Here is a 25,307-nt window from a genome sequence, read left to right on the forward strand (position 1 = left end):
TCTCTCCTTTCGATGTAGCATCTTTTTGAAAAACGTGATACTCTATATATTATTTACTATGATGACTTCATTATAGTGTAAAGAAAAAACTTACACTATAAATGCATTATATCACTTGTACCGCAGGGTTTAACCTTCTTTTGTTTCATCACCGACCACTTTTTGACCACTTCGACCACTTTTCAAGACATTTCCTAGCATTTCAGTTACCTCAATTTGGCGCTCTTCATAAACATCAGTATAAATATTTAAAGTTGTAGAAACATTTGTATGCCCAAGTAATTTCGAAACAACCTTTGCATTTGCTCCAGAATCGATTAAAATAGTTGTAAACGTTCTTCGGATATCGTGGAATCTAATATACGGTACGTCAATTGCTTCGCACAAAGCTTTCATTTGATAGCGTATCGTATATGGATGCACGATTTTTTTATTTCTTGTACAAATTAATAGGTCGAAAGAATTTTCCTTCTTGTGATTTTGATATTCTAACAATTCTCCCATTAATTCTTCTGTCATTGGGATCATCCGATTAGATGCTTCGGTTTTTGTCTCGCCTAATTCATACTTACCATCCACAAGTGTTAACGTTCTTTGAACATGGATAGTCTTGTTTTCGAAATTAATATCATTCCACTTTAGAGCCAATACTTCTCCGATACGCATGCCTGTATGCAATGCTAAAACAAATGTAATATAGTAACTTCCTTGTATTTTTGCATACTCCATAAATTTCATTGCTTCTTCAATTGTCCAACTAGCTTGCGCTTTCTTTTTAACTTTTGGTCGTTTTGCTTTCTTAGCTGGATTAGAGTTAATCATTTCTAGCTCTACACCTTTATCAAGGATTTGTTTTAACATAACATCAACAGATGAAATGTATTTCGTAGTTAGACCCTCTTTAAGTAGCTTCTGATGAAAATTATGAACAGTTAGAGGTTTTATATCTGATAACCTCTTCTCGCCAAATTCAGGCATAACACGTGAGCGTAGAATGCGTTTGTATTGATACAATGTTGATGGTCTACATGATGCTTCTTTTTCTTGCATCCAGATTTCTACGAGCTGAGAAAAGCGAATATCACTATTCTCATAATCTCCATTTGCTAAATCATTTGTCACTCTAGCCACTTCTTCTTGAGCAGCTTTCTTTGTTTTAAAACCACCTTTAGTGATTTGTTTCCGTTTACCTGTGAGCGGGTCTTTGCCAACATCCATAGTAAAAGACCACTTCTCACCACGTTTACGAAAGTATGCCATGATTTTCACCTCGTCATAATCATTTTCTAGATACAAGTTGTGATATGTGATAAGTGGTATAAGAAATGATAGCATGTAAATCTAATTTTTGTAAAAGGCAAATTACGTAGATAAACGCTGAACAAAGTGTTGAAAAATAAAAAAATTCCATCAAATAAAAAATAAATATGTATAATGAAATATATGGAATATTGTGTTGAAAGGGAGGAGAAATATAAATCTATTTAATTTAATGCGTTAAAATTCATCAAGGAGATAAGGCACTTATTAATACTTTAGAGAATAGTACATATATAATGTGGGAGTGAGAATTTTGGCGAAAAAGACAAGTAAAAAAGTGGGTTTTTCTGCATATCAAATAGATATACAGTATATAAAGAAATCAGACAATCAAAGAGCTGATGAGATTAAGAATACATGGAATCATAAGTTTATGTATAAGTTATTGACTAATATAAATCATATTGAAGCATCTAAGAAGAAATATGCTGTTTCAGATGAGTGGTTTATGATATTAAATGAAGTTAAGGAAGATGAACATAATATATATGGAAACTTTAAATGTGCTGATTATGGAAAAGTTGCAGACTTGATTCATGCAGATACATTACAAAGCAGATTAAATCCGAAGAAACTTAGAGAGGGAGAAGAAAATCTGGTCCATTTTGTAATTCGAAAAAAAGATGGTTTTATGCTGTTACAGTATGACGGAAAGCTGACAAGGGCGAAACTTCAAAGTTATCTGGAGAAGCTTGGAAAAGATGTAATTGGAAGTTCTAAGTACTTTAGCTTTAATATTTGTACACTTCTTAGTTTAGATTTTATTGAAGATTTAAAGAAGTTAGACACAGTTAAGTCTACTCTTATTGAAATAACTTCCAAAACAGAATCTGATGAAAATGAATTTATAAGAGAAATGCAAGGAGAAATGGGAGAATTAGAAGCTACACATGTTTCACTGGAGTTTAAAGCGAGACGTGTGAAAGAAGGATTGCAGGCGGTAGTCCCCTTTATTAAAAAATTTCGTGGGCAAAAGGGAGTTACGTCTATCAAAGTAGTCGGTGATCAAAAAGGCGCTGAGAAGAAAATAAATATTAATACATCTCATGAGACTTTTAGGCCTCAAATAAAAGTAGATAAAAATAATAATCCAAGCAGTGAAGATTTATATGATAAGGTAGCAATTATAGCTAAAGGTCGTGAGGTATTAAAAAGGAGCGAGTAATTAAATGACCAAAACGAAAGCTTTTTTTAAAGCTAATAAATTTTTAGTTGAATCTTTTCGAAACTATAGAAAATTTTCTACAAAATCAGAAAAAGCTTTTGATATTTATATAGCATTTTTTATATCCCTATTATTTGTAATAGCAGCAGCTTATTTTTCAGATATAAAAGTGAAAGAGTTTATAGCTAATTTTCAATCGCTAAATAATATAGTTATTACAGCAATATCAATTTTAGCGGGGTTTAATATGGCGAGTATTGCTGTAATATCGAGTTCGCAATCTGATATGATAAATCGCCTTAAAGAAACTAGGAGTTCAATAGATCCATCTATTTCAAAATTTTCTGTTTTGATTATATTTTTCACATGGGCTATTTCAATACAGCTGACTATTGTATTGTTTGGTATACTATTACATTTTTGTAGTCAATTTTTAATTCAACCATATCTTTTAAAATTTGTTGTTCCAATATGGTTGTGGGCTATATTAGTTATTTGGATGTCAATTTTTATGCATTCTATTTTCATTTCAATTCGTAATGTTAAAATGCTATTTTTATTTGTAAGTAAAGGTTTACAAGATGAATGATACAAGAGCTAGATAGTCGATAATACTTTAACTTCATTCAATATGTTGTTAAAAAATCGATTTAATTTTGAGAGGAATGAAAGAAAAAACTTAGTAACGGCATAGAGGATAATGATTAAACAGAGCTATTTAATATTAGCTCTGTTTGCTTTAATTTACAGATATAAAAGAAGTGAGCTACAATATTTGTATATTAAATAAAGGAGGGGAAAATATGGAGGAATTCACAAAGGACCCTGGTGGTCACAGAGTAGCTGATCCTGGTGTAGGTTGGCATAACGACCCAGGCGGTGGTGGTTGGAAATACAACGAAGACCCAGGAACAGGATGGAAATCAATTTCTGGTCCGGGGACAGGTATATAAAAGAAAGGGGAGAACGAGATTATGAAATGTTATATAAAAGACCCAGGAGGTTCAAAGGTAATTTCTGATCCAGGAGGAACAGGTGGAAGTCCATTAGTACTTGATCCAGGTAATGGGGGCGCAGGATTAAAAATAGAACCAGGTGGACATAGAATGAATGAGCCAGGTGGTGGAGGTTTAAAAAATAATACTGATCCAGGAGGATGGTAATTATGTTATTACACTCTAAAGAATCACAGAAACCTGGTACAGGATGGAAGTTATACGATCCGGGGACAGGAGTGGGGATTTTCGATCCAGGACCAGGCGGGGGATATACAACTGATCCAGGTGGTGGATGGCGAAAAGAACCGGGAGGTTTAAGAAAATGAAAATAGATAACTTTGATCCAGGCGGTTTAGGTGGAAGTCAATTGAAGTATGACCCAAATCCGTGTGGAGGGGATTGGAAAGATCCAGGTGGCGGAATGGGTATGTATGATCCTGGGGCAGGTGGAGGATACATAAAAGATCCAGGCACAGGAATATAAAAAAAGAGAGCTAAGTGCTCTCTTTTTTTGTTGATAAAAATTTGTTAATTTTTACCGTTGCGATTGGAAATGTTTTCTACTACAATCGACTCATAACAGCTCGTTATGAGTTTTAAGGAACTTTGCATATAAAACGAGTTGTTTACAGAATTGCTCTCGTTGAGATTCATCCAGGCCTGCGAAAACCGTTTGAATTTCATCGAGGGCATTTGCTATGTTCTTTTCATGTGGTGTGCTCGTTCTACCCATTAACGCATCAACAGAAACACCTAAATATGTTGCAATGCGATCGAGAGTGTCGAGGTCAGGTTGATTATAGTTAATTTCTAAATTGCCAACTTGACTACGACTTAACTGCACCTTTTCACCGAACTCTGATTGAGTAAGGGAACGACTTGATCTAAACTTTTTTAAATTTTCTCCAAATGTATTCATAGTTTTAGTATAAATACATGAGAATTTTTAGACTATACATGTCACGAAATTTGTCCTTATAATAGTAAATGTCACGTAAATTGACATCCGAACAAAAAACATATAGAACAAACGTTCTTTTGGTGGTAAAATATTCTTAATGAAAAATAGAATTTTTGAAAAAAACTTTCTCAACATGATTTGACCATAATCAGAACGAACATTCTAAATCTTATGATAAACTGAATTTAGCGAAAGAAGGAATAAAAAAAGACCCACGGTGTTATAGATGTGAGGCCACACAGCTATAACATTTAACCCTAGCCTAGATAGGGAAAGTTTCCATGAGTCAGTACATAGTATAGCATACTTCATAAGTGTAAAGAAAATTATGATTCATTTTCCTATTGAGAAAAAAGGGATATGTTTTGGGTTCTGATTTGGGAGGGAATTTTAGAATGAAGAGCTTTATCAAGAACTTACAGGAGCATATCAATTATCTTAAGTTGGATGTTGGTACATTAGCTAAAAAAGCAGAGATTGATAGAACTAATCTTAATAGGATTTTAAATGGGAAAATTAAAGAAATGAAGTTGGAGTCATTCTTATTAATTGCTCCCGACTTGTATCCAAATTGGAAGGAACGTAGAAAGAAAATTAGAGAATTTATATTACTTTGCCAGAGTGATTTAAACATAAAAAAGGCACTGTCTTACTGCCAAACAGTCGGTGAGTATCAATTAATGAAAAAATTAATTAAAAAACATATTAGCAGCGATAAAAAAGGGAAAATAAACAAATATCTACATTTGTATGATTTATATAATCAAAGAAATTTGAACAAATTAGAAGGAGAAGAATTGCAAAGAAAATTAGATGAATTACCATACTCTAAAAATGTAGACTATCAAATAATAGTAGACATGTTACATGGGTTTGCGCTGTATGATAGTAGTAATTTCATGGCTATGGTCCCGTATTCTAAAAAAATCGATCAAAACTTACCATTAGTAGAGAATGCATTTATAAAAAAACATTTGGATTTGCAACATGATGATCGTAAGTCTCATATTAATTTGTTTAGTAATAAAACAAAAGAATGCAGGGACATTTGTAATAGTATAATAAAATCCGCTCCGGAAGATTCAGTTATAAAGGCTAAAGCGTTGAGTTGCTTAGGGGAGTCTTTTATACTTGAAAATCCTTTTCAAGCGGAAACGTACTTTTTGGAAAGCCTAAAATTAATAAAAAGCTTAGGTATTACTACTTATAGTAAAATGTATCGTGCAGTTCATAGCACATTAGCTTTTTTGCGAATTGAGTATGGAATAAATGTAGATAAAATAGATTGGGATTTTGTAGGAGAAGCGGAAAAAGCTTTCTTTGATGCTAAATTTGGTTCAGGAGTTAAAGCTAGAGCTTATTTTGAAGACTTAAAAAAACAAGGAAAAACTTTGTCCGCATTTAAATTATATTATTTATTTTTTGTAGATAGAAATGATATAATGGTTCTCAAAGAGGCTTTAGAAAAATTCGCTAATAATGGGAATGTATTCTATTCAAATTTGGTAACACGTCTTTTAATTAAAGAGGGAGTGAAGTAGGTTGAAAAAAGTTATTCTTACAATGATATGTGTTTTAGGACTACTAGGAGTAGTTGAACAAAACAAAGATACTTCACAAGCACATTCAAGTAAAGTAGAAACTACATATCTAATGGTTGATCCAGGAACTCATTAGAAATTTATAAATTATTTTTCAAGACGCTACTACTAAGTAGCGTCTTGAGTGCTTTTTAAGGGGTATGCATTTTTGAAAAACGTTACAAAAATGCACAGTTTGTTAAAAAAATCACATAATTATTGGGATGGAGGAGTTCGTATTGTTAATAAGCGGCGAAGAAAAAATAAAATCCATGATTAAATATTTATTAGGGGATAAAGTCTCAGAAAATGACACTCTTCATGCTTTGAAAGAAATACATAAACAAGGATTCATTACTGATAATGAATTAAGTGAAGTCATGCAGCAAATGGAACCAAAAAAAGGACTAGCCTCATGCTAATCCTTTTTTTCTTGTTTTAACATTCTTTGGATAGCTACTTCTAAAAGCGCTTTGACGCTTTCGATTTCCTCAGGAGACAGCTTTCTTCCATCCCAATGCAATTCATCACTTTCAAATATTTCTTTTATATTATTGCTACTTTTAATGGAATTATCGCTTTTCCCGAATAAGTAATCAATGGGAACGTTGAAGAAATCAGCTAATTTTTCAATGTTCTCACGTGAGGGGATTTTTGTCCCTTTTTCATATTTGGAAATAGTTTGCTTGCTCACACCAATATTTTCGCCTATTTTTTCTTGTGTTAGTTTTCGTTCTTTTCTTAACTCGAATATTCTCTCCCCTATGATATTCATCTATAACATCCTTTCGCGCTACTTGTAAAAAAGTATCTAGTTTAAATGTAACAATGAGTAGCCCTAATGGCAACGTAAAAATAAAAAATAAATTTTTGAAAATAAAAAGTTGCCTTTAGGGCTACTTTTGGTTATACTAAGTTTAGAAGTTGAAGGTGGTGACTTAAAATGCTAAATACACAACGAATTAAATCTCTAAGACAAAAAAATGGTTATTCTTTAGAATACGTTTCAAAGGCTTTAGGTCTGAAATTCAAACGTTCTTATCATAACGTTGAAAAAGGAGAATCAGGATTATCAGTAGAGAAACTAAAAAAACTTTCGGAACTTTATGGTGTATCGATCAGTGATCTAATAAAGTGAGAGAGATTTTTTTTACAACCTAAGTCGCCCTTAGGACTACAATTGAGGGCGACGTTATAAGATAGTGTATCCATATTTAAACTAAAAAAATGATTGGAGTGAAAAAACATGTACCAAATTAAACAACTACCATTTTCACTGAAAGCGGAGGATGTACAGGAATTCTTAAATATTTCTCGATCAGCCGCATACGCACTTATGAAGAGAGAGGACTTCCCAACAATTGTAATTGGAAAAAGCAAACGCGTTAAAGCGGAAGACTTTCTTAAATGGGTAGAAGCGCAAAAGGTGGGAACAAATGCTAGTTAAAATAGAATTTCAGGTTTTTAACAAAATTACCGTTTGATAAATAAGGAGGTGATTTCGTGGAAGATACAACATCATTAGTTATATTCGCAATGTTAATCGCATGTGGTTCATGGTTGCTTTACATCACTTATGAGCCAATAAAACAATGGGCTTGGAGTGATGTGAAACAAAATAAAAAGACCCATGGCAGTGGGTCCTTTAAGAAAAAACACTTGTTATAAGTATATCACGGAAAGTAGGGAAATAGTACATGCGTTTAATTGAATACCAAGTGCTATTACCTAATAAATTTTGGGATTTAGCAAAAAGCAAAAAAGAATTAAAACAAATGGTTGAAAAGTATTTCAGCGTTGGTTATCCGCATTATGAAATTCAACGAATAATCAAAAGTGGACAAGCGTATATAGCGGTTTGCGTAAGGAGGTAAGGAATATGTCTGAAGTAAAAGTGAAGTGGATTAAACTTTCAACAACAATGTTTGAGGATGAAAAAATACGTTTAATAGAGAGCATGCCTGAAGCTGATACATTGTTAATAATTTGGATTAAGTTGTTGGCTCAAGCTGGCAAGACAAATGCAAGTGGGTATATCTTTCTGAACGAGAATATCCCATATACGGAGGATATGCTAGCAACACTTTTTAATCGACCTTTAAATACAGTTCGAATGGCATTAAGTGTATTTAAGAAATTCGGAATGATTGATATTGATGATAATCATTACATCAATGTTGTTAATTGGGGAAACCATCAGAATTTAGACCGTTTAGAAAAGATTAAGGAAGACACTAGAAAACGCGTAGCGGCACATCGAGAAAGAAAAAAACAAAAAACACTTGGTTGTAACGTTACATGTAACGAAGAAGTAACGGACATAGATAAAGATTTAGATAAAGATTTAGATAAAGATTTAAAAGAAAAACATAGTCCTGAAATCATTCAGGACAACACTCAACCTATTCCATATCAAGAAATTGTTGATTATCTCAACATAAAAGCAAAAACCAATTATAAACATACATCTAAAAAAACACAGGATCTAATCAAAGCAAGGTGGAAAGAAGGGTTCGAATTATCTCATTTCCAACAAGTAATTGATACTAAAACTTCACAATGGATCGGCAACACAGAAATGTGTGGATACTTGAGACCAATCACATTATTTGGAACTAAATTTGAAAGTTATTTAAATGAAAAACCAAGTAAGGAATCTCAACAACAATACGGTAATCACATAGATATCCCAGGTTTCAAGGGGAATATGCCATTTTAACGAGGTGAACAGAAGTGCAAAAAATGCAGAAATCATTTGAAAAGATAGCAGCATTAGAATTTGCAGATGAATATTGCGAAAATCATACATTCAGCAAAGGCGGACAAGTAACTGTAAAGCCCGTAAGAATGATGATTGATAAAAATGATGGCTCGATTTATTGCCCAAGATGCAAAGTGGAACAGCAGGATTCAATCCTATTCCAGCAAGCAAACAATTACTACAAGAAGATCAATAGAGAACGACAGAAGAATCTTCTTTTTAAACATAGTGTTATCGAAAATCAGTCAATTACAGAATCAAGGCTAGAATCATATGAAACGGATTGCCCAGAAACTACAGCAAATAAGAAAAAAGCTATAGCGATTTTGGAGCGTATCAAAAAAGGTGAAACCCTAAATGTTTATATTGCAGGGATTCAAGGTGTAGGAAAAAGCCATTTAGCTTATGCGATGTTATATGAACTAGTAAGACATTATTGGACAATCTCTGATGGTGAAGCTCTTAATGATGAATACGCATTTAAGGAAATGAAAAGTTGTTTATTTGTAGAGATAGAAAAATTAATTCGTTTAATACAAGACTCATTTCGGAATAAAGAGTCGAAGTACACGATGGATTACTGTATTAGCTTGATGGTTGAAGCCGATTTTCTAGTTATTGATGATTTAGGGGCTGAAAGTGGTTCTATGAATAGAAACGGAGAAGCAAGCGATTTTGTTCATAAAATACTTTACGGTGTTGCTAATGGACGGCAAGGAGCAAATAAAACAACGATTACTACATCAAATTTAGCAAGTAGACAGCTTTTTCAAAAGTATGATCCAAAACTAGCGAGTAGGTTGTTAAATGGAGTATCAAAAGATGAAACAATCGTGTTTAAAACAACGACAGATAAAAGAATTTTAAATTTAGATATTGGTTTCTAAGGAGGAATAAACATGTGTGCATTATGTCATGATACAGGAATTATTCGTAAAGAAACTTATCCAGGTGTAATTGAAACGAGCGGTTGTAATTGTGAATTGGCAATACAGCAGCAAGAAGAAAACGATAAGCGTTGGCAAGCATGGTTAATCAAATTTGAATTAATGAAACAAGAGTTGAAACGGAACCAACAACAAAAAGTAAGTTAACAAGGGGGAGAAAGTTATGAAAAACACAGGTGTTGTAAGAAAAGTTGATGAGCTAGGACGTGTAGTAATTCCGGTAGAGTTACGCAGGACTTTGGGTATTGCTGAAGGTACAGCAGTAGACTTTCATGTTTATGGAGAAAACATCATTTTGAAAAAACAAGAAAAGTCATGCTTTGTAACTGGTGAAGTATCTGATTCCAACATCGAATTGTTAGGTGGCCGAATGTTTTTGAGTAAGGAAGGAGCACTTGAGTTACTTAATTCTCTTGAAAAGAGTGTGAAGGAACATGCCTAAACAATTGAATATTTTCGATGTAGAGCCGGAAATTTGTCAGTTCGATGTAATGAAAGCAAATGTAAAAAGGGGAACTGGACGCACTACATATGCAGATGTACGCGTTCATGTTCCTAAAAATGCAAAATGTACAGATGAGTTACCACGTAAAACGGAGCCAGATGAACGTTATGAATTATTTGAACAATACGCAATGGCAATTTGGCGATATGAGCGATCAATTGATAGTTCGTGTAATTGGGAAACAGCCGAGGAATTATGTAAGGCAGCAAGAGATAAAAAGGAAGATATTCCAGTAAGGATTTATTTAGGCAGTGGATTTAAGCCAGATGTCGTTCAGTACATGGATTGAGCAAAAGGGAGAGGGACATATGAAAAAAATAGAAATTGATGTTAGTAGCAACAAACTATTAATAGTGAAGGACGGAAATGTTACAGCAGTCAATCCACCAATGAGCGGATTCGGTGAGCAAGTTGCGGTTTGGGTAAACGGTAAGGTTGATCGTGTGGATACTAAGTTTACTGAAAAGATAAAATAATCATTTTTAGAAAGTAGGTTCGCTTATGAGTGTAGCAAGAAATCATGAAGCGATGAAGGAATCACGCTTAAAGGTATACATCGCTTTAGAAGAGGCTAACTTCATTTGGGATGAAAGAGATGTAGTTCGTTTTCGTAAAATGTGGAGTCAAGGTATGAGCTTACCAAAGATGGCAAAAGCGTTAAGGAGACACCAAGCGGAAGTTGCGCTTCTTGTAATAGATCAAGCTGATAAGTATTTAATTGAAAATCGTCCAATAGGATTAGGGATTTGCTAAATAGGAAGGGGAAATCAAAATGAAAGCAATGAAAAACAGCGTTATGGAAGTAACTAAATTAATCAGTAAATCAAAGGAAGGACAAGCCTTTATGAGCAACAATCAAATTTGTGAATTAGATCAATATCAAGAAGCGGCATTACGTACATGGAATACAAATCAGGATTTTGGTGGACGTGTTTTAAATGCAGCATTAGGGCTTTCGGGAGAATCTGGTGAGGTTGCTGATATTGTAAAAAAAGCTATTTTTCATGGTCATGGATTTGATCCAGCTCATTGTCCAGGAGAAGAAGAAGGGAATACGCATAAAATCGCTTTAGAGCTGGGAGATATCTTGTACTACATTTCGATCATGTCTCACGAAATGGGATATACCTTAGAAGATATCGCTCAAATGAATATCGCAAAATTAGCTAAAAGATATCCGGATGGTTTTAGTCGAGAAGCAAGTAAAGCACGTGTCGATGTAAAGTAAGACAAAATTTGAATTTTGTACAGAAATGGGGAATAAGAAATGGATTCAAATAAAAAAGTGCGTTTTACATTAAGCATTGGTTATGCAGGCGCAAAACATGATGAAACATTTACATTAGATGAATTAGGTTATGATCCGAAAGTAGATAAGGATGTAGAAAAGTTTCTTGAGGAACAATGGCGAGAGTGGTCAAACAATTACATTGATGGTTCATGGAGTTTTTCAGAGGAAAACTAAACAAAAGCGTTATTTGAAATTGTTCATGAAAAAAGAGCACTATCGAAAGTGCTCTTAGAAAATACATTTTATATTCTGTTTTGAGCTACGATTTTAATATTCTCTGGCGGAATGATATCTTGAATTTTTTCTTTTAAATCTACTTGGACCATTTCTTCAAGATGTTCAAGTGAAACTTCAAAGTTCATGCATTCCGCAGTTGCGATGTTTAATAAAGAATAATTTTCATTCTTTTTAACAACAAGATATTGTGAATGATCTGTTATTACTATACATCCTTGTTGAATGCCTAAATTACGATTATCTTCAAAAGTCATAAATAAATCTCCTAACCTTTTTCTGATAGGAATTTTACTACAGAAAAAGGTTAGTGTCTAGTCGGTCTTATGCAAGAACTAAATTCAAACAAAATAGTTATTGTATGATGAAAAAATTAAAGAACCTGTTATTACTAACAGGTTCTGTGTACAAGGAGTTCAAGGAATACAAGGTAACTGGTCCAGAGAAACCTGTGTATTTCTTGGCTTAATAGTAATGTATTCAAAATAAGTAAAAAAATGAATGAAAGTTAAACAAAAATTTTTTATGACCAAAAATAAAATAACCCGCTATTTAAAACGGGTTATTTCGATGAGGTGTGCAAGAAATTCAAGGTAACTGGACCGGAGAAACCTGTAAAATTCCTTACAATAATAATGTATGCAAAGGAATCAATAAGGTTACTGAATTTTAAACAGACTTCTTATTTAATAAAAAAATCGTGTACAAAAAATGTACACGATTATATAGAAACTATGTCTTGCGTGCTCATTGTATTCTATGTCTATTGTATGTAAAACGTGATACATCTAAATAACTTAAAAGAGCACTTTTAAAAGTGCTCTTAAGACCAAGACTCTTATTGTAAAAGAGTACATGATAATATATGTACCTTTTTCTAAGAATGTGAATCATTTGACCAGAATTTTCACATGAAAACTAAAGAGCGCTGATCGAGAGCGCTCCTTATGTCTCATTATAACGAAAGTGACGAGCTCACATTATATAGAAAGGCAATATTATTGTATGCCAAAGTATGAGATTAGTGAATGGGTTTAGACAAAATCTTTATTTTGGAGAGAGGAAGAAACAATATGAAGTTTGGGGTATTGAAAATTGAGGATGTCCTAAAAGTGTCAACTCAAAGCGAATTGGCAGTTCTGGATGGTATTGTACGGAAAATAGGGATCATGAGGGAGGAGGAAGGTCGGAATCCAGATCCTAAATATTATGTAGTTAATCAAGACGAACCGTATGCAGAGGAAGTTCTAAGCATCATAAAAAAACATGAAGGTGAACTATAACAAAATCGTTATTTGGAGGGGAATTGTGAAATGAAAAGGTTGAAATGTGTAATTAGGAATAGTTCTTTTGATATTAAATTTGATTGCAAAAGATTGGTTCAGGGTATTTTAAATGGATTAGAAATACCCTGATAAGGATGCTTGATATAACACAATTAAAAATAGAATAGGAAGTTTTCAAATAATAGAAATACTACATTAAGATGTTAAGGTAACACTTTCAATATCTTCACAACCTATAAATATGATATTAGTAGATTCAGGGGTTATTACATCTTCCTCTTTTAATATAACTAAACAAAGTGTTGGATAAAAACTAGAAAGAGCAGCAGGTCCGATTATTTGTCCAGACTTGGTTGTTACTGTAATGATAGTTCCTATCGGCCAATTAGAAAGTAAATAACAAGCTATTCCTGTACAAGATGCCATTTTTATTTTCCCTCACTTTAAATTTGGAATTTATATAAATGTAGATGGTACATAGTACATAGGATATGCATTAAGGTTGTGATGTGTCACTTAGGTAAAATTTTAGTTTTATAAAAATAATTGATTTTATACGATTTATTTTTTGAATTCTCTCGATTGAACTTCAATGAGAAATAATGAATATGGAATTGTAATAAAAACGCTATTTTATTAGAAAAGGAGAATGGAGAATGAGAGAAATTAAGTTTAGAGGTTGGGACGTTAATGAAAGAAAAATGGACTACGATGTAATTATTAATAGAGGAAGAATATTGGATATTCAATACGGTAATATTTGCGGATCTTATCTGAATGAAGATTTCATACCGATGCAATATACAGGCCTAAAAGACAAGGACGGCAAGGAGGTTTATGAAGGGGATATTGTCCATATGTATAGCGTTATGCCGGGATGCGACATTGACGAAATTGGCATAGTTAAGTTTATAGAATGTGCTTTTCTATTTGAAAAGACAGATGGAAGTAACGGATGGTCGATATTTAACGAAGCAACAGAGATTGAAGTCATTGGGAATACTTACGAAAACCCAGAGTTAGTAAAAAACTAAACAAAAACTTCATTTTTGGAGAAAGCGAGGTGGTGATATGAGTCTTACTTTTATAGACTTATTTGCCGGAATTGGCGGTTTTAGATTGGGAATGGAAGCTGCAGGTCATAAGTGCCTGGGATATGTAGAATGGGACAAGTTTGCTAGAAAATCATACGAAGCAATTCATAATACAAAAGGAGAGTGGACGGCACATGACATTACAACTGTTACAAACGACGATTTACGATTACTTAGAGGACAAGTCGATGTTATCTGTGGTGGATTCCCTTGCCAAGCCTTCAGCATTGCCGGAAAACGATTGGGATTCGCAGAAACTAGAGGAACTTTGTTCTTCGAAATTGCTAGACTCGCCAAAGAAATCCAACCACAATATTTATTCCTTGAGAACGTCAAAGGCTTACTCAATCACGACGGAGGGAACACATTCAGAACAATACTCTCCACGCTTGATGAATTGGGGTATGATGCGGAATGGCAGCTACTTAACAGCAAAGATTTCGGAGTTCCCCAAAACCGTGAGAGGGTGTTCATTATCGGACATCTTAGAGGAAGAAGTAGACGAGAAGTATTTCCTATCCGACAAAATAGTGGAAAAACTAATATTAAAATAGCGGCAGATCTTAACCACTATTCACAAGAAGCTTTAAATAGAATTTATGGAATGGAAGGACTTTCCCCTACTCTAGATACAATGCAAGGTGGTGGAAGACAACCTAAAGTATTATTAGAACCATTTCCGCTTACCGAAGAAGGTAACGCATACTGTTTAACTACACGAACACACGCATGTTACTTGCCAAGAAATGTCGCGCGCAAAGAAACTACATTAGTTAAAGTTCGTGAAGCTACTAAGAAAGGTTATGCTGAAGCTCAAATTGGTGACAGTATTAACTATTCAGTACCAGGAAGTGAAACAAGAAGAGGACGTGCAGGGAAAGAGATTGCTCAAACATTAGATACAGCTTGTAATCAAGCGGTTATTGAAAATAAACCACCTTATCGTATTCGGAAATTAACACCAAGGGAATGTTGGAGATTACAAGGGTTTCCTGATTGGGCGTTTGATAAAGCACAAGAAGTTAATTCGAATAGTCAGCTTTATAAACAGGCAGGAAATTCGGTTACCGTTAATGTAATTCATGCAATTGCTGAGAGATTATTATAAAAATTTCATTTTGTAGAAAAGGGGGAATGGATATGAAAAGATATCGTGTTGAATTTACTGAAACTAAATCTTATGAAGCGTACGTTGAAGCTCCTGATGCGGATAAGGCGATCGATAAAGTTCGTAATGGTCTTGTAGAGGAAGAAGAACTGATTGAAAAAGATGTAATTATTGATGGGATGTACTTACAGAATAAAAGCAGCTAGCAAAAGCTAACTGCTCATCTCCAAGGGGGAACAAGGAGAAAGTAACTTAATGGGTTGTCTACAGTATTGACGGGATATTGAGTTTTATTCAGGGGAGGAAGAGAAATGGATAGATATAAAAAAGTTTTACATTTAATGTCTTTGATTGAATTCGTTGAAGGCGTAAAGATTGAATTTAATTATTTTGATGAATGGCCAATTGAAAAGATTGATAACAAAATCGAATTTTATGAATATGTTTCTGAAAAATAGGAGGTATAGGGGATGGACTGGATAACAATAAAACAAAAAACACATAAAGATAAGTTAGAAATAATTAAACAGGAAATGAAAGAAACAAAAGATGAAACTGTTATAAAGTTTCTTAGATTATTAAAGAAAAGAAATGAAGAAGAAATTCAAAGATATGAAAGTTGGAGGTAGAGGAAGATGCAAGCATCAACAGATTTTTTAATGGCGTTATCTTTAAAGTTAACAGAGATTGCGAAAAGTACGTCAGATTTAGAAACGGAATCAGAATTGTACGAGTTTATTGAGAAGATTGATGAGACTATAGAAAACTGAACAAAATAATCCTTTTAAAATAAAAAAGAAAAAAGCAACTTGTATTGGGGACAAGTCACTTTTTTCGAGTGGCAATGTTACATTTATTATAACAGGACAAATGTAGCATCTAAATGAATAAAAAATACAAATTTTAGACAAAATTCGAGATTACAAATGAATATAGTCCGGCTAGAAAACTAGAGGACACCAATTCATTAAAGCGGCAATCCAAGCTGTTTTAGGAATAGGTGTCCTTTTTATTTTGAAAAGGGAGATGGGGAAATGAAGGTGTTAAAGGATCAGCTACGTGAATGGAAAAAGCAATCAAAACAAGTAAAGAAGAAAGATAAGAAAAAAAGAAAAGAAAAATTAAGTACTCGTGACATTGAAGATTTAATGGGGATTCGTGGACCGCGTTATGAGCGTAGACGTGGAGCATTAAGACAAAAATAATAACAATGGAGGAATTTAATATGAATAAACAACTATCATTCAAGATGCCAATTGTGGATGGAAAAAGAACAAAACAAGAAATCGAAAAAGTATTTAATGAGTATCGTAGATATTTAGCAACTATGCCATGTGATATGCTGCCAAAAGTGACAGCGTCGTATTCTATTGTTCCTCCATCGAATACAAATGAGTTTAACAGTTCGACTGAAAATATTGCAATAGAAAGAATAGAGTATGAACAAGAACGAAATAAATTTATGAGTTGGTTGTATGACGGTGTGAATCGTCTAAGAGATGATGAACGTGAAGTGATTGTGAAATTTTATATGGAACATGATTCTGGATATGATCAAGATATCTGGATGGATTTAGGTATAGGTAAAACAAAATATTATAAGTTAAAAGGACGAGCGATATTGCGTTTAGCTTTCAATCTAAAGAAAGAGGTGTTTCAAAAAACGCGTAAACAAAAAGAGGGGCAAAGTATATGAATATTGTACAGCCGATTCGAGATAAAGAAATAATACAAGAAATAAAAGAGTTTTATAAGGAACAGAATGAGAGGAACTACATTCTGTTTCTTCTTGGTATTAATACAGGATTCAGAATATCGGATATTTTACGTTTACGTGTTCGTGATGTAGAAGGCTGGAATATTGTGATACGCGAAAAGAAAACAAGGAAGATCAAAGATGTGAAGATGCCTTCAGAGCTGAAGAGAGCCATCAGAAATTATACTGAAGGAAAGCCAAAGAATGAATACCTCATTAAGAGTAGGAACGGAAAAAACAAACCGATTACTCGTGCAATGGCATATGTCATATTGAATCAAGCTGCAGAAGAGTTTGGGTTGGAACGTATAGGTACTCATTCACTTAGAAAAACATATGGGTATCATCATTACAAACAATTTAAAGATGTAGTCGCTCTACAAAAAATGTTAAATCATACAGATCAAAAAGAAACATTGAGATACATTGGAATGGAACAAGATACATTAAATGATTATCAAAGGAAGTTTAGAATCTAGCTCCTTTATTTTTTTAACATTTATTGAATTAGCTTTAAACTGAAAGTGTCAAATTCATTTTTATAAAATGCGAAAGAGATTGGTATATCTAAGGTTAAACGGAATAGGTGAATTTAACACAATCCAGATTATAGCTAATTCATTTTCTAGGATTAAAGAACATATTTATTCAAAACTATGCGAAAAGAGGCTGAAAACCGATGTGAAAAAATAAAGAAATAAAAAACGCGAACTATTTGTGAACTATCTGCGGACTATTTGCGAACGATTTACGGACACGTTTTGGTTTTTAACATGATATATTTGTATGGTGAGAAGTGGCGGAAAACACAACTCATAAATTTCTTTATAATATATGTTGTTTAAACGGTTTCGTAATAGCGGCAAATAAAATCCGAAACCAGCAGATGGTAACGATTGAATGACACCGTTATTAGGGAGAGCTTTTGCTCTTCTTCCAGTTACTTAATAATGTTGACGCAGTTGAATGTAGCAACATTAGGTAATTGGAAAAAGAATAAAACTTCACGTACCGCAATTGAAACTTAAATTAATCATTACCAAAAGCATCCGTTAGGGTGTTTTTTTATTTTAAGGGAGGAAATGGGAATGGAAGTAAACATTAATGAGGTTATAGAAAGGTTATATGAACCAGCTAAGGAGTTCGTGATTGAAAATCAAATAGCGAGAGTATCGTCATTACAACGTAAATTTAGAATTGGTTATATGACAGCCGCTAAGATCATGGATCGTCTCGAAGAAAATGAGATTGTAGGGCCTTATGCAGGAAGTCAACCTAGAAAAGTGTTAGTACAAAAATAGCATCCATTCGGGTGCTTTTTATTTTGGAGGAGGAGAAGAGATGAATCTAACGTTACATAATGGAGATTTGAATAAGTTAGCAAGAGATACTTCACATGACAGTATCATCTTGAGAGTTGGTGAACAAGAAATGGTATCTCTGAAAAGCAATGGAGATATCTATGTTAAAGGTAAGCTTGTTGAAAACGATAAAGAAGTTGTAGATGGCATGAGAGAGTTCTTGAAGTTATCTAGGTAAAGAAAGGCGCAAACGTGTTGCATTATATAGAGACAAGGGGTGAGAGGATGGAATTAAATAAGCTTGAAAAAGCAATGGTCATTGGAATAATCCTTCGCGTTCTTCGTAGCAAGAAGAAAATAAAACAGTATGTGGGATTAGAAAGGTTACCAGATGTAATTCAAGTGTTAGATGAGCTACAAGAAAACACAACGCTTGAAGATAAAGAAGAAGCTATAACAAGTGTAATCAATAAATTGTTGGATGATCTGTTAGAGAAAGATAAGAGGTGAGTAAGTGAAGAGTTTATTAGGAATGTGGATTGCTCAAGTTAGATGGGCTAAGAGATATTATAAAAATGGATTGCTCTCATACTTGCTACATAAATTCGGCATCATTAAAAGTCCGACACTTTCTTTAATTGTAGTTTATACATTCAAAGAAGATATATTTTTTTGGAGGAAGTTAAAGAAGAGGTGAAGAGATGAAAGGTATAATTGTTTGTAGTGTAACATTAAGAGAAGTATTTGAGGTAATCCGTGAGGCTTTTACTATTATGAGTGAACAGGCCAAAGAGTTTAATGATCTAATCAAAGAAGCTTTTAGATATGAAGAAGAACTGGAATATAAAGAACGTAATAGTCTTCCTCATACTGTTGTGGTAAATATTCTGAAGTCTCAAGTGTTAGATCGTAAGCCTAGATGCATAAGAGCAAGGACGGTGTGTTAACAATGGACTATATTAAGCTCATAAGAGAAGGTAAGCTTATGAAGTTCTATAAGTCTAAAGAGTGGAGAGCACTAAGGCTCAAGGCTCTACAGCGTGATAATCACGAATGTCAAATGTGTAAGTCGAAAGGTAAATATAAGCCTGCTGAGAATGTACATCATCTTAAAGAGGTGAAGACACATCCACACTTAGCAATGGATTTAGATAACCTGCAATGCTTATGTATTCGATGTCACAATGAAGTACATGATCGGTTAGATAAGGTTGAGAAGAAGGTACCTAAGTTCATGAATGAGGAACGGTGGTAGCTATGATTATTGTGGATGGTAGTTGGACATTTGATACTGACTTAATGATTCAATACGCTGAGAAGGCCGAGCGTACGTCATATGAGCGCGACATGCTTAATCAGTTCCGAAAGTATTCTTACTGGCGTTACTGCCAAATAAGAGACTGTGTGAACCCAAGAAAGTGCAAACGGCTTAAACTTAATGATGTTAGAGAAAGATTGGAAGAAGAAGAGAATTTAATATTTACGACAGACATTCTAAAGATTTCTATTGAAGAAGTCTTTTTTATTTTGGATTTTATCGAAACTTACTTTGAATTAGTTTCTTAAACACCCCCCGGTCAAAAAGTTTGGCTTTTAGTAGGAGGACCATTCAACGGGGGGAGGAGAGCGGTTAAAACATTTTTGCGAATTAAAAAGTAAGAGGGGGGGTACTTGTGCGGAAACTATCAAAAAAAGCACAGATAAAGCAAGATTTATTACAACAATTGGAAAACAGTGGTTTGTATGGCATGCACTACATTGATCTTGTTGATGACTACATGACGATGTTTGATGTGAAAAATAAGTTAGCAAGAGAAATGAAAAAGAATGGACCAATGATTGAATGGCAAAATAGTGAGAGTCAAAAGGGAGTCAAAGCGAATCCAGCTACAAAAGAATTTCGTGAGACAAACAAGCGCATGACAGAATTATTAAAAGTTCTTGGTTTGAAAGAACCAGTATATGAAGGTAATGATGATGATGACGACATCTAGAAATTCAACTACATATAAGTATCATCCTTACATCGACGAGTATATGCGTATGGTTGAAAATGAGGAAATACAAAGTTGTAAAGAACAAAAACAACTCATGGAGTTTCTTCGTTGGAAGTTAGACCAACCTGGTGTAGTGATTGATGCAGATGCTATTGAAAAATCAGTAGAAAAGCCAGCCCCTTATTTTTCTTTTTCACTATTTGCTTGGCAAAGGTTCTGTAATGCCATTTTTTATGGTGTGCGTTATGATGACGGTCGTCTTATGTTTGACAGATATCTGTTACTACTTGGTCGTGGAGCAGGTAAAAACGGATATATCAGTTATGACTGTTTTTATATGCTAAGTGGTCATCACGGGATTAAGAATTATGATATAGATATTGTGGCAACTTCAGAAGATCAGGCGAAAACCTCATTCGAAGATGTTTTAAATATTTTAGAAACACCAAAATTTGCAAAGAAATTAAAAAAGGTTTTTTATAAATCAAAAAAACTAATTAAACATTATAAAACTAAATCTAAATTTGAATTTAATACGTCAAATGCTCGTACAAAAGATGGTAAGCGAAGTGGAACTGTTATATTTGATGAGTTACATGAGTATGAAGATTATTCAAATATAAAAGTTTTTACATCAGGTTTAGGAAAAAAGAAAGATCCAAGGATTTTCTATATTACAACAGATGGGAATGTCCGTGGTGGAGTATTGGATGATATGAAAGACGAAGCTCAGATGGTGTTGAATAAAGAATTACCACATTCCACACTGTTTCCTTTCATATGTAAGCTTGATGATGAAGAAGAAGTCCATGACGAGTCTAAATGGGAAAAAGCAAATCCTTCATATAGATACAATGAAAATTTACAACATGAAATGCGAAAAGAATACCATGATATGAAACGTAACAGTGCATTACGTATTGAGTTCATGACGAAAAGAATGAATTTACCTGTTGAGGATACGAGGAAAGAAGTTGCTACTTATGATGAACGATTAGCAACAAATCAACCATTCCCTGAAAATGTACAAGGGATAGAATGTATTGGAGCAGTTGACTTCGCGCAAATACGTGATTTCTGTTCAGTTGGAATCTTATTTAAAAAAGATGGAAAACGATATTGGAAGCAGCATACGTTCATGCATCATACAGCGCCTAAGTTGCAAGATATTAATCCTGATATCATTCGAATTGCAATTGAAAAAGAATTACTTACTGTTGTTTATGACAAATCGATAAGTGCAGAACATGTGCGGGATTGGTTTGTAATGATGAATAAAGAATACCGTATAAAAAAAGTCAGCATGGATTTATACCGTTCGGCTATTTTAAAAGAATCGCTTGAAGAGGCTGGCTTTGAAATTGAAATCGTCCGTCGTGGTCCAGCAACTCATAGTAAACTCGCTCCACTTGTAGAAGAAGTTTTTATTAAACATACTATTATTTTTGGTGATGATCCGTTAATGCGTTGGTATGTTGGAAATGTCTATAAAGAAGAGAAAATGAATGGCAATATTGAATATAAAAAGGTTGATAAAGAGAAGCGAAAAACAGATGGTTTTTTCGCTTTTTTACATGCTCTTAATTGTGATAGTGAGTTAAAAGAGTCAAATACTTTAACAAAAGAAAATGTTAGAAAGATATTTAAATCATTTAGTATATAAAAGGTGGTGAGAATGTGGGATTAAGAGATTGGGTAAGAGGTTTTTTTGGAAGTAGGAAGACAATGACTCTAGATTCATGTTTCTATGAGCTAGGAATTGACTATTTCTATAAAAAGCTTGCTGTAGAAAGTTGTATTGATTTAATTGCAAATGCTTTAACAAGGTGTGAATTTCAAACCTTTGAAAAAGGGAAAGAAAAACGTGGTGAAAATCACTATTTATTAAATGTACAACCAAATCAAAATCAAAATGCATCGGAATTTATGCATAGTTTGGTAAATCATTTAATCATGGAAAACGAATGTGTAGTTATTATGCAAAATGAGCAATTGTACATTGCAGATTCCTTTAATGTTAATAAGTTTGCATTAAAAGAGAATATGTACAAGGACATAACTGTTGGTGAGCTTACTTTTGAAAAATCATTTAATGAATCAGAAGTGTTTCACTTTAAACTCAATGATCGTAATATTATGCAAATTATAGATGGAATGTATAGTAGTTTTGGGAAACTACTTGCATCGTCAATTGATTACTATAAAAGAAAGAATAATAAACGTTTGTTAATCAAAGGTGATTTTTTGAGACCGCAAGATCCAGAAACGCAGGCCGCCATTGATGAAATGTTCGAAGGACAGTTAAAAAATTGGTTTAATGCTGATAAAGTGGGTTCAGCTTTTCAATTACAAGATGGTTATGTTTTTGAAGATATGAGTGATAGTAAAAATGGTGTATCAAATAATAGCACAAGTCGTGATATTAGCGATTTGATCAATGACATATTTAACTATGTAGCAGTTGCTTTTCATGTCCCTATAGGGATTTTAAAAGGTGATGTAGCGGACATTGAAAAACAATTGGATTCGTTCTTAGCTTTTTGCATTAATCCAATTGCTGAATTGATCCAAGATGAATTTAACCGGAAGATGTACAGTAAAAAAGAATATATAGACCGCACATATTTAAAGATTGATACAACAAAAATTAAGGTTGTTGATATTACGAAACTAGCAACAGCATTAGATAAGCTCTTTGCAATCGGTGGTTTATCTATTAATGACATTTTAATTATTCTTGGTAGAGAGCCGATTGAAGAAAAATGGGCAAATAAGCGCTTTGTTACAAAGAATTATCAAGAAGCTGATTCTTTGGAGGGAGGTGAAAAGAATGAGACGTTATAAAAATGAACAGTATAATCATCTAGTCAATGTCCAACATACCTTTAAGGCAGAATCAAAAGCTGATTCACTGGATATAACGATTTATGGTGATATTGGTGAATCATGGTGGAGTGATTCTACATCAGCGGTTGATATTGAGAAAACATTGAAAGCTACTTCAGCAAATGTTATTAATATCAATCTGAATAGTCCTGGTGGTGATGTATTTGATGGAATTGCGATTTATAACCAACTTAAAAATCATCCGGCAAAAATCATCATTAATGTAGATGGACTGGCAGCAAGCGCCGCATCTATTATTGCGATGGCAGCAGACGAATTAATTATGAATACCGGTTCTATGTTAATGATTCATGAAGCTTCTACATGGACGTGGGGAACAAAATTAGATATTCGTAAGACATTGAATGCTCTTGAGGGAATTGACAAATCAATTGCAGATATTTATATGACTCGTTATCAAGGAGAACGTTCAGAAATTGAGACGATGATTGAGAATGAAACATGGTTTACAGCCAATGAGGCAGTAGAAATTGGATTGGCCCATAAAGTAAATGAACATGTAGAAGATAATGATGAAGTGGTAGATCCAGAGGGATTTAAAAATAATGTACTTCAGAAATTCCGAAATAAAAATAAACAGCAGAATGAAAAAGTAGTAGCAAGTACAACTTCAAATTTATTAAGTAAATTTAAGCGCGCATAAAGCAGTGCTTTTTTTATTGGAAAAAATCAGGAGGTAATAAAATGACGATTAAAAATTTAGATCGAAGTGTAATTGAAAATAAGGAATCGCAAATCACTAATGTGAAAGAAGCGCTTGAAAATGGTGATGCGCAAGCGGTCGCTGAACGTATCGTGACAAACATGGAAGGAAACATGCAGCATATTCAAGACATGATGAATAGTATTATTAACGAAGCGCAACAAGCAAAAGACGAGAAATGGGATGCTCAAGTATTGGCCGCTCGTGGTGTGCGTGCTTTAACAAATGAAGAACAGAAATTTTACAATGCCGCTATTGAGGTACAGTCATTTGATGAAGTAACAAAATTAATGCCACCAACTATTTTTGAACGAGTTTTTGAAGATCTTGAAAAAGAGCATCCACTACTATCTTTAATTAATTTCCAAACAACTGGAGCTACTACACAATGGGTACTACGTAAAGAGGGTGCAAGTGTAGTATTTTGGGGAGATGTGTGTGATAACATCAAGGAAATGACAGACGAAGGATTCTATACAGTAGATCAAGGAATGTTTAAACTAAGCGGATTCCTAGTTGTATGTAAAGCAATGTTTGAATTAGGTCCAAGCTGGTTAGATAAATATGTTCGTACATTTATGAAAGAAGTTGTAGCAGAAGAATTAGAAAATGTTGTTGTTAGCGGGACAGGGAAGAAACAACCAATTGGTATGATTAAAAATCTAAAAGGTGCTGTAACGGATGGTATTTATCCAGACAAAGAACCTGTTGTATTAAAAGATTTTAGCCCAACAACAATTGGTAAAGAGATTTTAGCGCCAACAACTAAAAAAGGGACACGCCGTTATACTGGCGTCACTTTAATTGTGAATCCGTTAGACTATGCAACGAAATTTTTCCCGATTGGTGCAAAACGTAAAGACGATGGTACTTGGACTTATGATAATTTTGGTGTTCCAGGATTAACGATGGTTCAATCACCAGCGGTGCCATTAAATCGAATGATTTCCGGAAAACCTAAAGATTACTTTATGGGTGTTGGTAGCGAACAAAAATTAGAATCAACCGATGTTCTTCGAATGATTGAAGATCAACGATTATATCTCATTCGTCAGCTTGCAAATGGTCGCCCACTTGATCACGATTCATTCACAGTATTTGATATTACAGCACTTGAGCCGAAAGAAGGAACGCCAACGCCTTAAAAGGAGTGAATAATATGTACCAAGTATTAAATGATTTTATTGAAAAAGAGCATGATGATACTACTTATAAAAAGGGTGAGCAATATCCAAAGGCTGGATTTAAGTCTAACGATAAACGGGTGAAATATTTACAATCAATCGAAAATCCATATCAAATTGCTTTCTTAGGTCCTAAACTTGAAAAAGCAAAAAAGACAAGTAAGTCTACGGAAAAACAGTCAGATCAAGAAGAGAAGTAGGTGGTTCGA

The 25,307-nt window shown here is 33.7% G+C and carries 49 protein-coding genes; 44 read left to right on the forward strand and 5 right to left on the reverse strand.

The window, feature by feature from the left end:
* Window positions 1-129: 129 nt before the first annotated feature.
* Complete coding sequence (locus ACO6VI_RS03200) at window positions 130-1,260, reverse strand: tyrosine-type recombinase/integrase (RefSeq protein ID WP_422422981.1); 1,131 nt, start codon at window positions 1,258-1,260, stop codon at window positions 130-132.
* A gap of 313 nt (window positions 1,261-1,573) precedes the next feature.
* On the opposite strand from ACO6VI_RS03200, the gene ACO6VI_RS03205 reads away from it, so the two are divergent.
* The 6 genes from ACO6VI_RS03205 to ACO6VI_RS03230 all read left to right on the forward strand — a co-directional run bounded on the left by ACO6VI_RS03205 (window position 1,574) and on the right by ACO6VI_RS03230 (window position 3,967).
* Window positions 1,574-2,485, forward strand: coding sequence for a hypothetical protein (locus ACO6VI_RS03205; RefSeq protein WP_422422982.1), 912 nt, complete (start codon window positions 1,574-1,576; stop codon window positions 2,483-2,485).
* 4 nt (window positions 2,486-2,489) lie between these two features.
* The gene (locus tag ACO6VI_RS03210) at window positions 2,490-3,074 is read left to right on the forward strand and encodes a hypothetical protein (protein WP_098294267.1); all 585 of its coding nucleotides are present in this window, start codon (window positions 2,490-2,492) and stop codon (window positions 3,072-3,074) included.
* Window positions 3,075-3,288: 214 nt separating this feature from the next.
* The gene (locus ACO6VI_RS03215; protein WP_422422983.1) at window positions 3,289-3,438 is read left to right on the forward strand and encodes a hypothetical protein; all 150 of its coding nucleotides are present in this window, start codon (window positions 3,289-3,291) and stop codon (window positions 3,436-3,438) included.
* Window positions 3,439-3,459: 21 nt separating this feature from the next.
* Complete coding sequence (locus tag ACO6VI_RS03220) at window positions 3,460-3,648, forward strand: hypothetical protein (protein ID WP_422422984.1); 189 nt, start codon at window positions 3,460-3,462, stop codon at window positions 3,646-3,648.
* Between the two features lie 2 nt (window positions 3,649-3,650).
* Window positions 3,651-3,809, forward strand: a complete 159-nt coding sequence (locus ACO6VI_RS03225; protein ID WP_080448604.1) for a hypothetical protein — start codon at window positions 3,651-3,653, stop codon at window positions 3,807-3,809.
* Complete coding sequence (locus ACO6VI_RS03230; RefSeq protein ID WP_170965391.1) at window positions 3,806-3,967, forward strand: hypothetical protein; 162 nt, start codon at window positions 3,806-3,808, stop codon at window positions 3,965-3,967. Before ACO6VI_RS03225 ends, ACO6VI_RS03230 begins: the two co-directional genes overlap by 4 nt.
* A gap of 90 nt (window positions 3,968-4,057) precedes the next feature.
* Here ACO6VI_RS03230 and ACO6VI_RS03235 read toward each other — a convergent pair whose 3' ends face one another.
* Window positions 4,058-4,402: a helix-turn-helix domain-containing protein gene (locus ACO6VI_RS03235; protein ID WP_044821771.1), complete on the reverse strand. Its 345-nt coding sequence runs from the start codon at window positions 4,400-4,402 to the stop codon at window positions 4,058-4,060.
* A 437-nt stretch (window positions 4,403-4,839) separates the two neighbouring features.
* On the opposite strand from ACO6VI_RS03235, the gene ACO6VI_RS03240 reads away from it, so the two are divergent.
* From ACO6VI_RS03240 to ACO6VI_RS03250, 3 genes are all read left to right on the forward strand, one after another.
* Window positions 4,840-5,985 (forward strand): AimR family lysis-lysogeny pheromone receptor, encoded by a 1,146-nt coding sequence (locus ACO6VI_RS03240; RefSeq protein WP_098582751.1) that lies wholly within the window; start codon window positions 4,840-4,842, stop codon window positions 5,983-5,985.
* Between the two features lies 1 nt (window position 5,986).
* A complete protein-coding gene (locus ACO6VI_RS03245) occupies window positions 5,987-6,121 on the forward strand; it encodes a hypothetical protein (protein WP_000755859.1) in 135 nt (44 codons plus the stop codon).
* Between the two features lie 142 nt (window positions 6,122-6,263).
* A complete protein-coding gene (locus tag ACO6VI_RS03250) occupies window positions 6,264-6,446 on the forward strand; it encodes a hypothetical protein (protein WP_000908628.1) in 183 nt (60 codons plus the stop codon).
* Here ACO6VI_RS03250 and ACO6VI_RS03255 read toward each other — a convergent pair.
* The gene (locus ACO6VI_RS03255; RefSeq protein WP_001021266.1) at window positions 6,443-6,799 is read right to left on the reverse strand and encodes a helix-turn-helix domain-containing protein; all 357 of its coding nucleotides are present in this window, start codon (window positions 6,797-6,799) and stop codon (window positions 6,443-6,445) included. The genes ACO6VI_RS03250 and ACO6VI_RS03255 overlap by 4 nt on opposite strands.
* A gap of 168 nt (window positions 6,800-6,967) precedes the next feature.
* On the opposite strand from ACO6VI_RS03255, the gene ACO6VI_RS03260 reads away from it, so the two are divergent.
* From ACO6VI_RS03260 to ACO6VI_RS03320, 13 genes are all read left to right on the forward strand, one after another.
* Window positions 6,968-7,162, forward strand: coding sequence for a helix-turn-helix domain-containing protein (locus tag ACO6VI_RS03260; RefSeq protein WP_000935436.1), 195 nt, complete (start codon window positions 6,968-6,970; stop codon window positions 7,160-7,162).
* Window positions 7,163-7,270: 108 nt separating this feature from the next.
* On the forward strand, window positions 7,271-7,471 hold the full coding sequence (locus ACO6VI_RS03265; RefSeq protein ID WP_098875086.1) for a helix-turn-helix domain-containing protein: 201 nt from the start codon (window positions 7,271-7,273) through the stop codon (window positions 7,469-7,471).
* Between the two features lie 56 nt (window positions 7,472-7,527).
* On the forward strand, window positions 7,528-7,692 hold the full coding sequence (locus tag ACO6VI_RS03270) for a hypothetical protein (protein ID WP_098995651.1): 165 nt from the start codon (window positions 7,528-7,530) through the stop codon (window positions 7,690-7,692).
* A gap of 29 nt (window positions 7,693-7,721) precedes the next feature.
* The gene (locus ACO6VI_RS03275) at window positions 7,722-7,898 is read left to right on the forward strand and encodes a hypothetical protein (RefSeq protein WP_170962332.1); all 177 of its coding nucleotides are present in this window, start codon (window positions 7,722-7,724) and stop codon (window positions 7,896-7,898) included.
* Window positions 7,899-7,903: 5 nt separating this feature from the next.
* A complete protein-coding gene (locus ACO6VI_RS03280) occupies window positions 7,904-8,743 on the forward strand; it encodes a phage replisome organizer N-terminal domain-containing protein (protein ID WP_098771445.1) in 840 nt (279 codons plus the stop codon).
* Between the two features lie 14 nt (window positions 8,744-8,757).
* Complete coding sequence (locus tag ACO6VI_RS03285) at window positions 8,758-9,672, forward strand: AAA family ATPase (RefSeq protein ID WP_042595748.1); 915 nt, start codon at window positions 8,758-8,760, stop codon at window positions 9,670-9,672.
* A gap of 12 nt (window positions 9,673-9,684) precedes the next feature.
* On the forward strand, window positions 9,685-9,879 hold the full coding sequence (locus ACO6VI_RS03290) for a hypothetical protein (protein ID WP_000332459.1): 195 nt from the start codon (window positions 9,685-9,687) through the stop codon (window positions 9,877-9,879).
* A 16-nt stretch (window positions 9,880-9,895) separates the two neighbouring features.
* Complete coding sequence (locus ACO6VI_RS03295) at window positions 9,896-10,174, forward strand: AbrB/MazE/SpoVT family DNA-binding domain-containing protein (protein WP_000799103.1); 279 nt, start codon at window positions 9,896-9,898, stop codon at window positions 10,172-10,174.
* Entirely contained in the window at window positions 10,167-10,526 is a 360-nt protein-coding gene (locus tag ACO6VI_RS03300) for a hypothetical protein (RefSeq protein ID WP_001125975.1), read from the forward strand. Before ACO6VI_RS03295 ends, ACO6VI_RS03300 begins: the two co-directional genes overlap by 8 nt.
* A gap of 19 nt (window positions 10,527-10,545) precedes the next feature.
* A complete protein-coding gene (locus ACO6VI_RS03305; RefSeq protein WP_000717826.1) occupies window positions 10,546-10,713 on the forward strand; it encodes a DUF3954 domain-containing protein in 168 nt (55 codons plus the stop codon).
* 25 nt (window positions 10,714-10,738) lie between these two features.
* Complete coding sequence (locus ACO6VI_RS03310; protein ID WP_000109497.1) at window positions 10,739-10,990, forward strand: hypothetical protein; 252 nt, start codon at window positions 10,739-10,741, stop codon at window positions 10,988-10,990.
* Window positions 10,991-11,009: 19 nt separating this feature from the next.
* Entirely contained in the window at window positions 11,010-11,465 is a 456-nt protein-coding gene (locus ACO6VI_RS03315) for a nucleoside triphosphate pyrophosphohydrolase family protein (RefSeq protein WP_016099718.1), read from the forward strand.
* 39 nt (window positions 11,466-11,504) lie between these two features.
* A complete protein-coding gene (locus ACO6VI_RS03320) occupies window positions 11,505-11,702 on the forward strand; it encodes a DUF7167 family protein (protein WP_353842173.1) in 198 nt (65 codons plus the stop codon).
* A 68-nt stretch (window positions 11,703-11,770) separates the two neighbouring features.
* Here the strand turns inward: ACO6VI_RS03320 and ACO6VI_RS03325 are convergent, their stop codons facing one another.
* A complete protein-coding gene (locus ACO6VI_RS03325; RefSeq protein ID WP_247728010.1) occupies window positions 11,771-12,019 on the reverse strand; it encodes a hypothetical protein in 249 nt (82 codons plus the stop codon).
* Between the two features lie 771 nt (window positions 12,020-12,790).
* Between ACO6VI_RS03325 and ACO6VI_RS03330 the strand changes: the two genes are divergently transcribed.
* Entirely contained in the window at window positions 12,791-13,045 is a 255-nt protein-coding gene (locus ACO6VI_RS03330) for a hypothetical protein (RefSeq protein ID WP_422422985.1), read from the forward strand.
* A gap of 198 nt (window positions 13,046-13,243) precedes the next feature.
* Here ACO6VI_RS03330 and ACO6VI_RS03335 read toward each other — a convergent pair whose 3' ends face one another.
* Window positions 13,244-13,474, reverse strand: coding sequence for a CGEA protein (locus ACO6VI_RS03335; protein ID WP_422422986.1), 231 nt, complete (start codon window positions 13,472-13,474; stop codon window positions 13,244-13,246).
* Window positions 13,475-13,704: 230 nt separating this feature from the next.
* Here ACO6VI_RS03335 and ACO6VI_RS03340 point away from each other — a divergent pair, with 230 nt between their 5' ends.
* The 21 genes from ACO6VI_RS03340 (at window position 13,705) to ACO6VI_RS03440 (ending at window position 25,298) form a co-directional block, all read left to right on the forward strand.
* Window positions 13,705-14,082, forward strand: a complete 378-nt coding sequence (locus tag ACO6VI_RS03340) for a YopX family protein (protein WP_422422987.1) — start codon at window positions 13,705-13,707, stop codon at window positions 14,080-14,082.
* Window positions 14,083-14,119: 37 nt separating this feature from the next.
* Window positions 14,120-15,250, forward strand: coding sequence for a DNA (cytosine-5-)-methyltransferase (gene dcm / locus ACO6VI_RS03345; RefSeq protein ID WP_422422988.1), 1,131 nt, complete (start codon window positions 14,120-14,122; stop codon window positions 15,248-15,250).
* A 32-nt stretch (window positions 15,251-15,282) separates the two neighbouring features.
* The gene (locus ACO6VI_RS03350; RefSeq protein WP_422422989.1) at window positions 15,283-15,456 is read left to right on the forward strand and encodes a hypothetical protein; all 174 of its coding nucleotides are present in this window, start codon (window positions 15,283-15,285) and stop codon (window positions 15,454-15,456) included.
* A 105-nt stretch (window positions 15,457-15,561) separates the two neighbouring features.
* Window positions 15,562-15,708 carry a hypothetical protein gene (locus tag ACO6VI_RS03355; RefSeq protein ID WP_422422990.1) on the forward strand — a complete coding sequence of 49 codons (147 nt, stop codon included), beginning with the start codon at window positions 15,562-15,564 and terminating at the stop codon, window positions 15,706-15,708.
* 12 nt (window positions 15,709-15,720) lie between these two features.
* Entirely contained in the window at window positions 15,721-15,879 is a 159-nt protein-coding gene (locus ACO6VI_RS03360) for a hypothetical protein (RefSeq protein ID WP_422422991.1), read from the forward strand.
* 6 nt (window positions 15,880-15,885) lie between these two features.
* Window positions 15,886-16,020 carry a hypothetical protein gene (locus ACO6VI_RS03365; RefSeq protein WP_422422992.1) on the forward strand — a complete coding sequence of 45 codons (135 nt, stop codon included), beginning with the start codon at window positions 15,886-15,888 and terminating at the stop codon, window positions 16,018-16,020.
* 264 nt (window positions 16,021-16,284) lie between these two features.
* Window positions 16,285-16,455 carry a hypothetical protein gene (locus ACO6VI_RS03370; RefSeq protein ID WP_080470791.1) on the forward strand — a complete coding sequence of 57 codons (171 nt, stop codon included), beginning with the start codon at window positions 16,285-16,287 and terminating at the stop codon, window positions 16,453-16,455.
* A gap of 20 nt (window positions 16,456-16,475) precedes the next feature.
* Complete coding sequence (locus ACO6VI_RS03375) at window positions 16,476-16,946, forward strand: ArpU family phage packaging/lysis transcriptional regulator (protein WP_001041469.1); 471 nt, start codon at window positions 16,476-16,478, stop codon at window positions 16,944-16,946.
* Complete coding sequence (locus ACO6VI_RS03380) at window positions 16,943-17,485, forward strand: tyrosine-type recombinase/integrase (RefSeq protein ID WP_001028515.1); 543 nt, start codon at window positions 16,943-16,945, stop codon at window positions 17,483-17,485. Before ACO6VI_RS03375 ends, ACO6VI_RS03380 begins: the two co-directional genes overlap by 4 nt.
* 609 nt (window positions 17,486-18,094) lie before the next feature.
* A complete protein-coding gene (locus ACO6VI_RS03385; protein WP_000453545.1) occupies window positions 18,095-18,307 on the forward strand; it encodes a DNA translocase FtsK in 213 nt (70 codons plus the stop codon).
* Window positions 18,308-18,347: 40 nt separating this feature from the next.
* On the forward strand, window positions 18,348-18,545 hold the full coding sequence (locus tag ACO6VI_RS03390; protein ID WP_001054638.1) for a hypothetical protein: 198 nt from the start codon (window positions 18,348-18,350) through the stop codon (window positions 18,543-18,545).
* Between the two features lie 47 nt (window positions 18,546-18,592).
* Window positions 18,593-18,817, forward strand: a complete 225-nt coding sequence (locus ACO6VI_RS03395) for a hypothetical protein (RefSeq protein WP_000422427.1) — start codon at window positions 18,593-18,595, stop codon at window positions 18,815-18,817.
* Between the two features lie 191 nt (window positions 18,818-19,008).
* Window positions 19,009-19,254, forward strand: coding sequence for a hypothetical protein (locus ACO6VI_RS03400; protein WP_000676190.1), 246 nt, complete (start codon window positions 19,009-19,011; stop codon window positions 19,252-19,254).
* A 38-nt stretch (window positions 19,255-19,292) separates the two neighbouring features.
* Window positions 19,293-19,562 (forward strand): HNH endonuclease, encoded by a 270-nt coding sequence (locus ACO6VI_RS03405; protein WP_002164449.1) that lies wholly within the window; start codon window positions 19,293-19,295, stop codon window positions 19,560-19,562.
* Between the two features lie 2 nt (window positions 19,563-19,564).
* Window positions 19,565-19,873 carry a hypothetical protein gene (locus ACO6VI_RS03410; RefSeq protein WP_000587659.1) on the forward strand — a complete coding sequence of 103 codons (309 nt, stop codon included), beginning with the start codon at window positions 19,565-19,567 and terminating at the stop codon, window positions 19,871-19,873.
* 107 nt (window positions 19,874-19,980) lie between these two features.
* Window positions 19,981-20,301 (forward strand): P27 family phage terminase small subunit, encoded by a 321-nt coding sequence (locus tag ACO6VI_RS03415; protein ID WP_063537242.1) that lies wholly within the window; start codon window positions 19,981-19,983, stop codon window positions 20,299-20,301.
* On the forward strand, window positions 20,285-21,967 hold the full coding sequence (locus ACO6VI_RS03420; protein ID WP_251199641.1) for a terminase TerL endonuclease subunit: 1,683 nt from the start codon (window positions 20,285-20,287) through the stop codon (window positions 21,965-21,967). Before ACO6VI_RS03415 ends, ACO6VI_RS03420 begins: the two co-directional genes overlap by 17 nt.
* 14 nt (window positions 21,968-21,981) lie before the next feature.
* Window positions 21,982-23,148, forward strand: a complete 1,167-nt coding sequence (locus ACO6VI_RS03425; RefSeq protein ID WP_251199642.1) for a phage portal protein — start codon at window positions 21,982-21,984, stop codon at window positions 23,146-23,148.
* Window positions 23,135-23,854 (forward strand): head maturation protease, ClpP-related, encoded by a 720-nt coding sequence (locus ACO6VI_RS03430; protein WP_422422993.1) that lies wholly within the window; start codon window positions 23,135-23,137, stop codon window positions 23,852-23,854. Before ACO6VI_RS03425 ends, ACO6VI_RS03430 begins: the two co-directional genes overlap by 14 nt.
* A gap of 41 nt (window positions 23,855-23,895) precedes the next feature.
* Entirely contained in the window at window positions 23,896-25,059 is a 1,164-nt protein-coding gene (locus tag ACO6VI_RS03435) for a phage major capsid protein (RefSeq protein WP_251199644.1), read from the forward strand.
* 14 nt (window positions 25,060-25,073) lie between these two features.
* The gene (locus tag ACO6VI_RS03440; protein WP_251199645.1) at window positions 25,074-25,298 is read left to right on the forward strand and encodes a hypothetical protein; all 225 of its coding nucleotides are present in this window, start codon (window positions 25,074-25,076) and stop codon (window positions 25,296-25,298) included.
* The last annotated feature ends 9 nt before the right edge of the window (window positions 25,299-25,307 follow it).

Source organism: Bacillus sp. PSXD-155, from assembly GCF_049310765.1.
Classification (GTDB): domain Bacteria; phylum Bacillota; class Bacilli; order Bacillales; family Bacillaceae_G; genus Bacillus_A; species Bacillus_A cereus.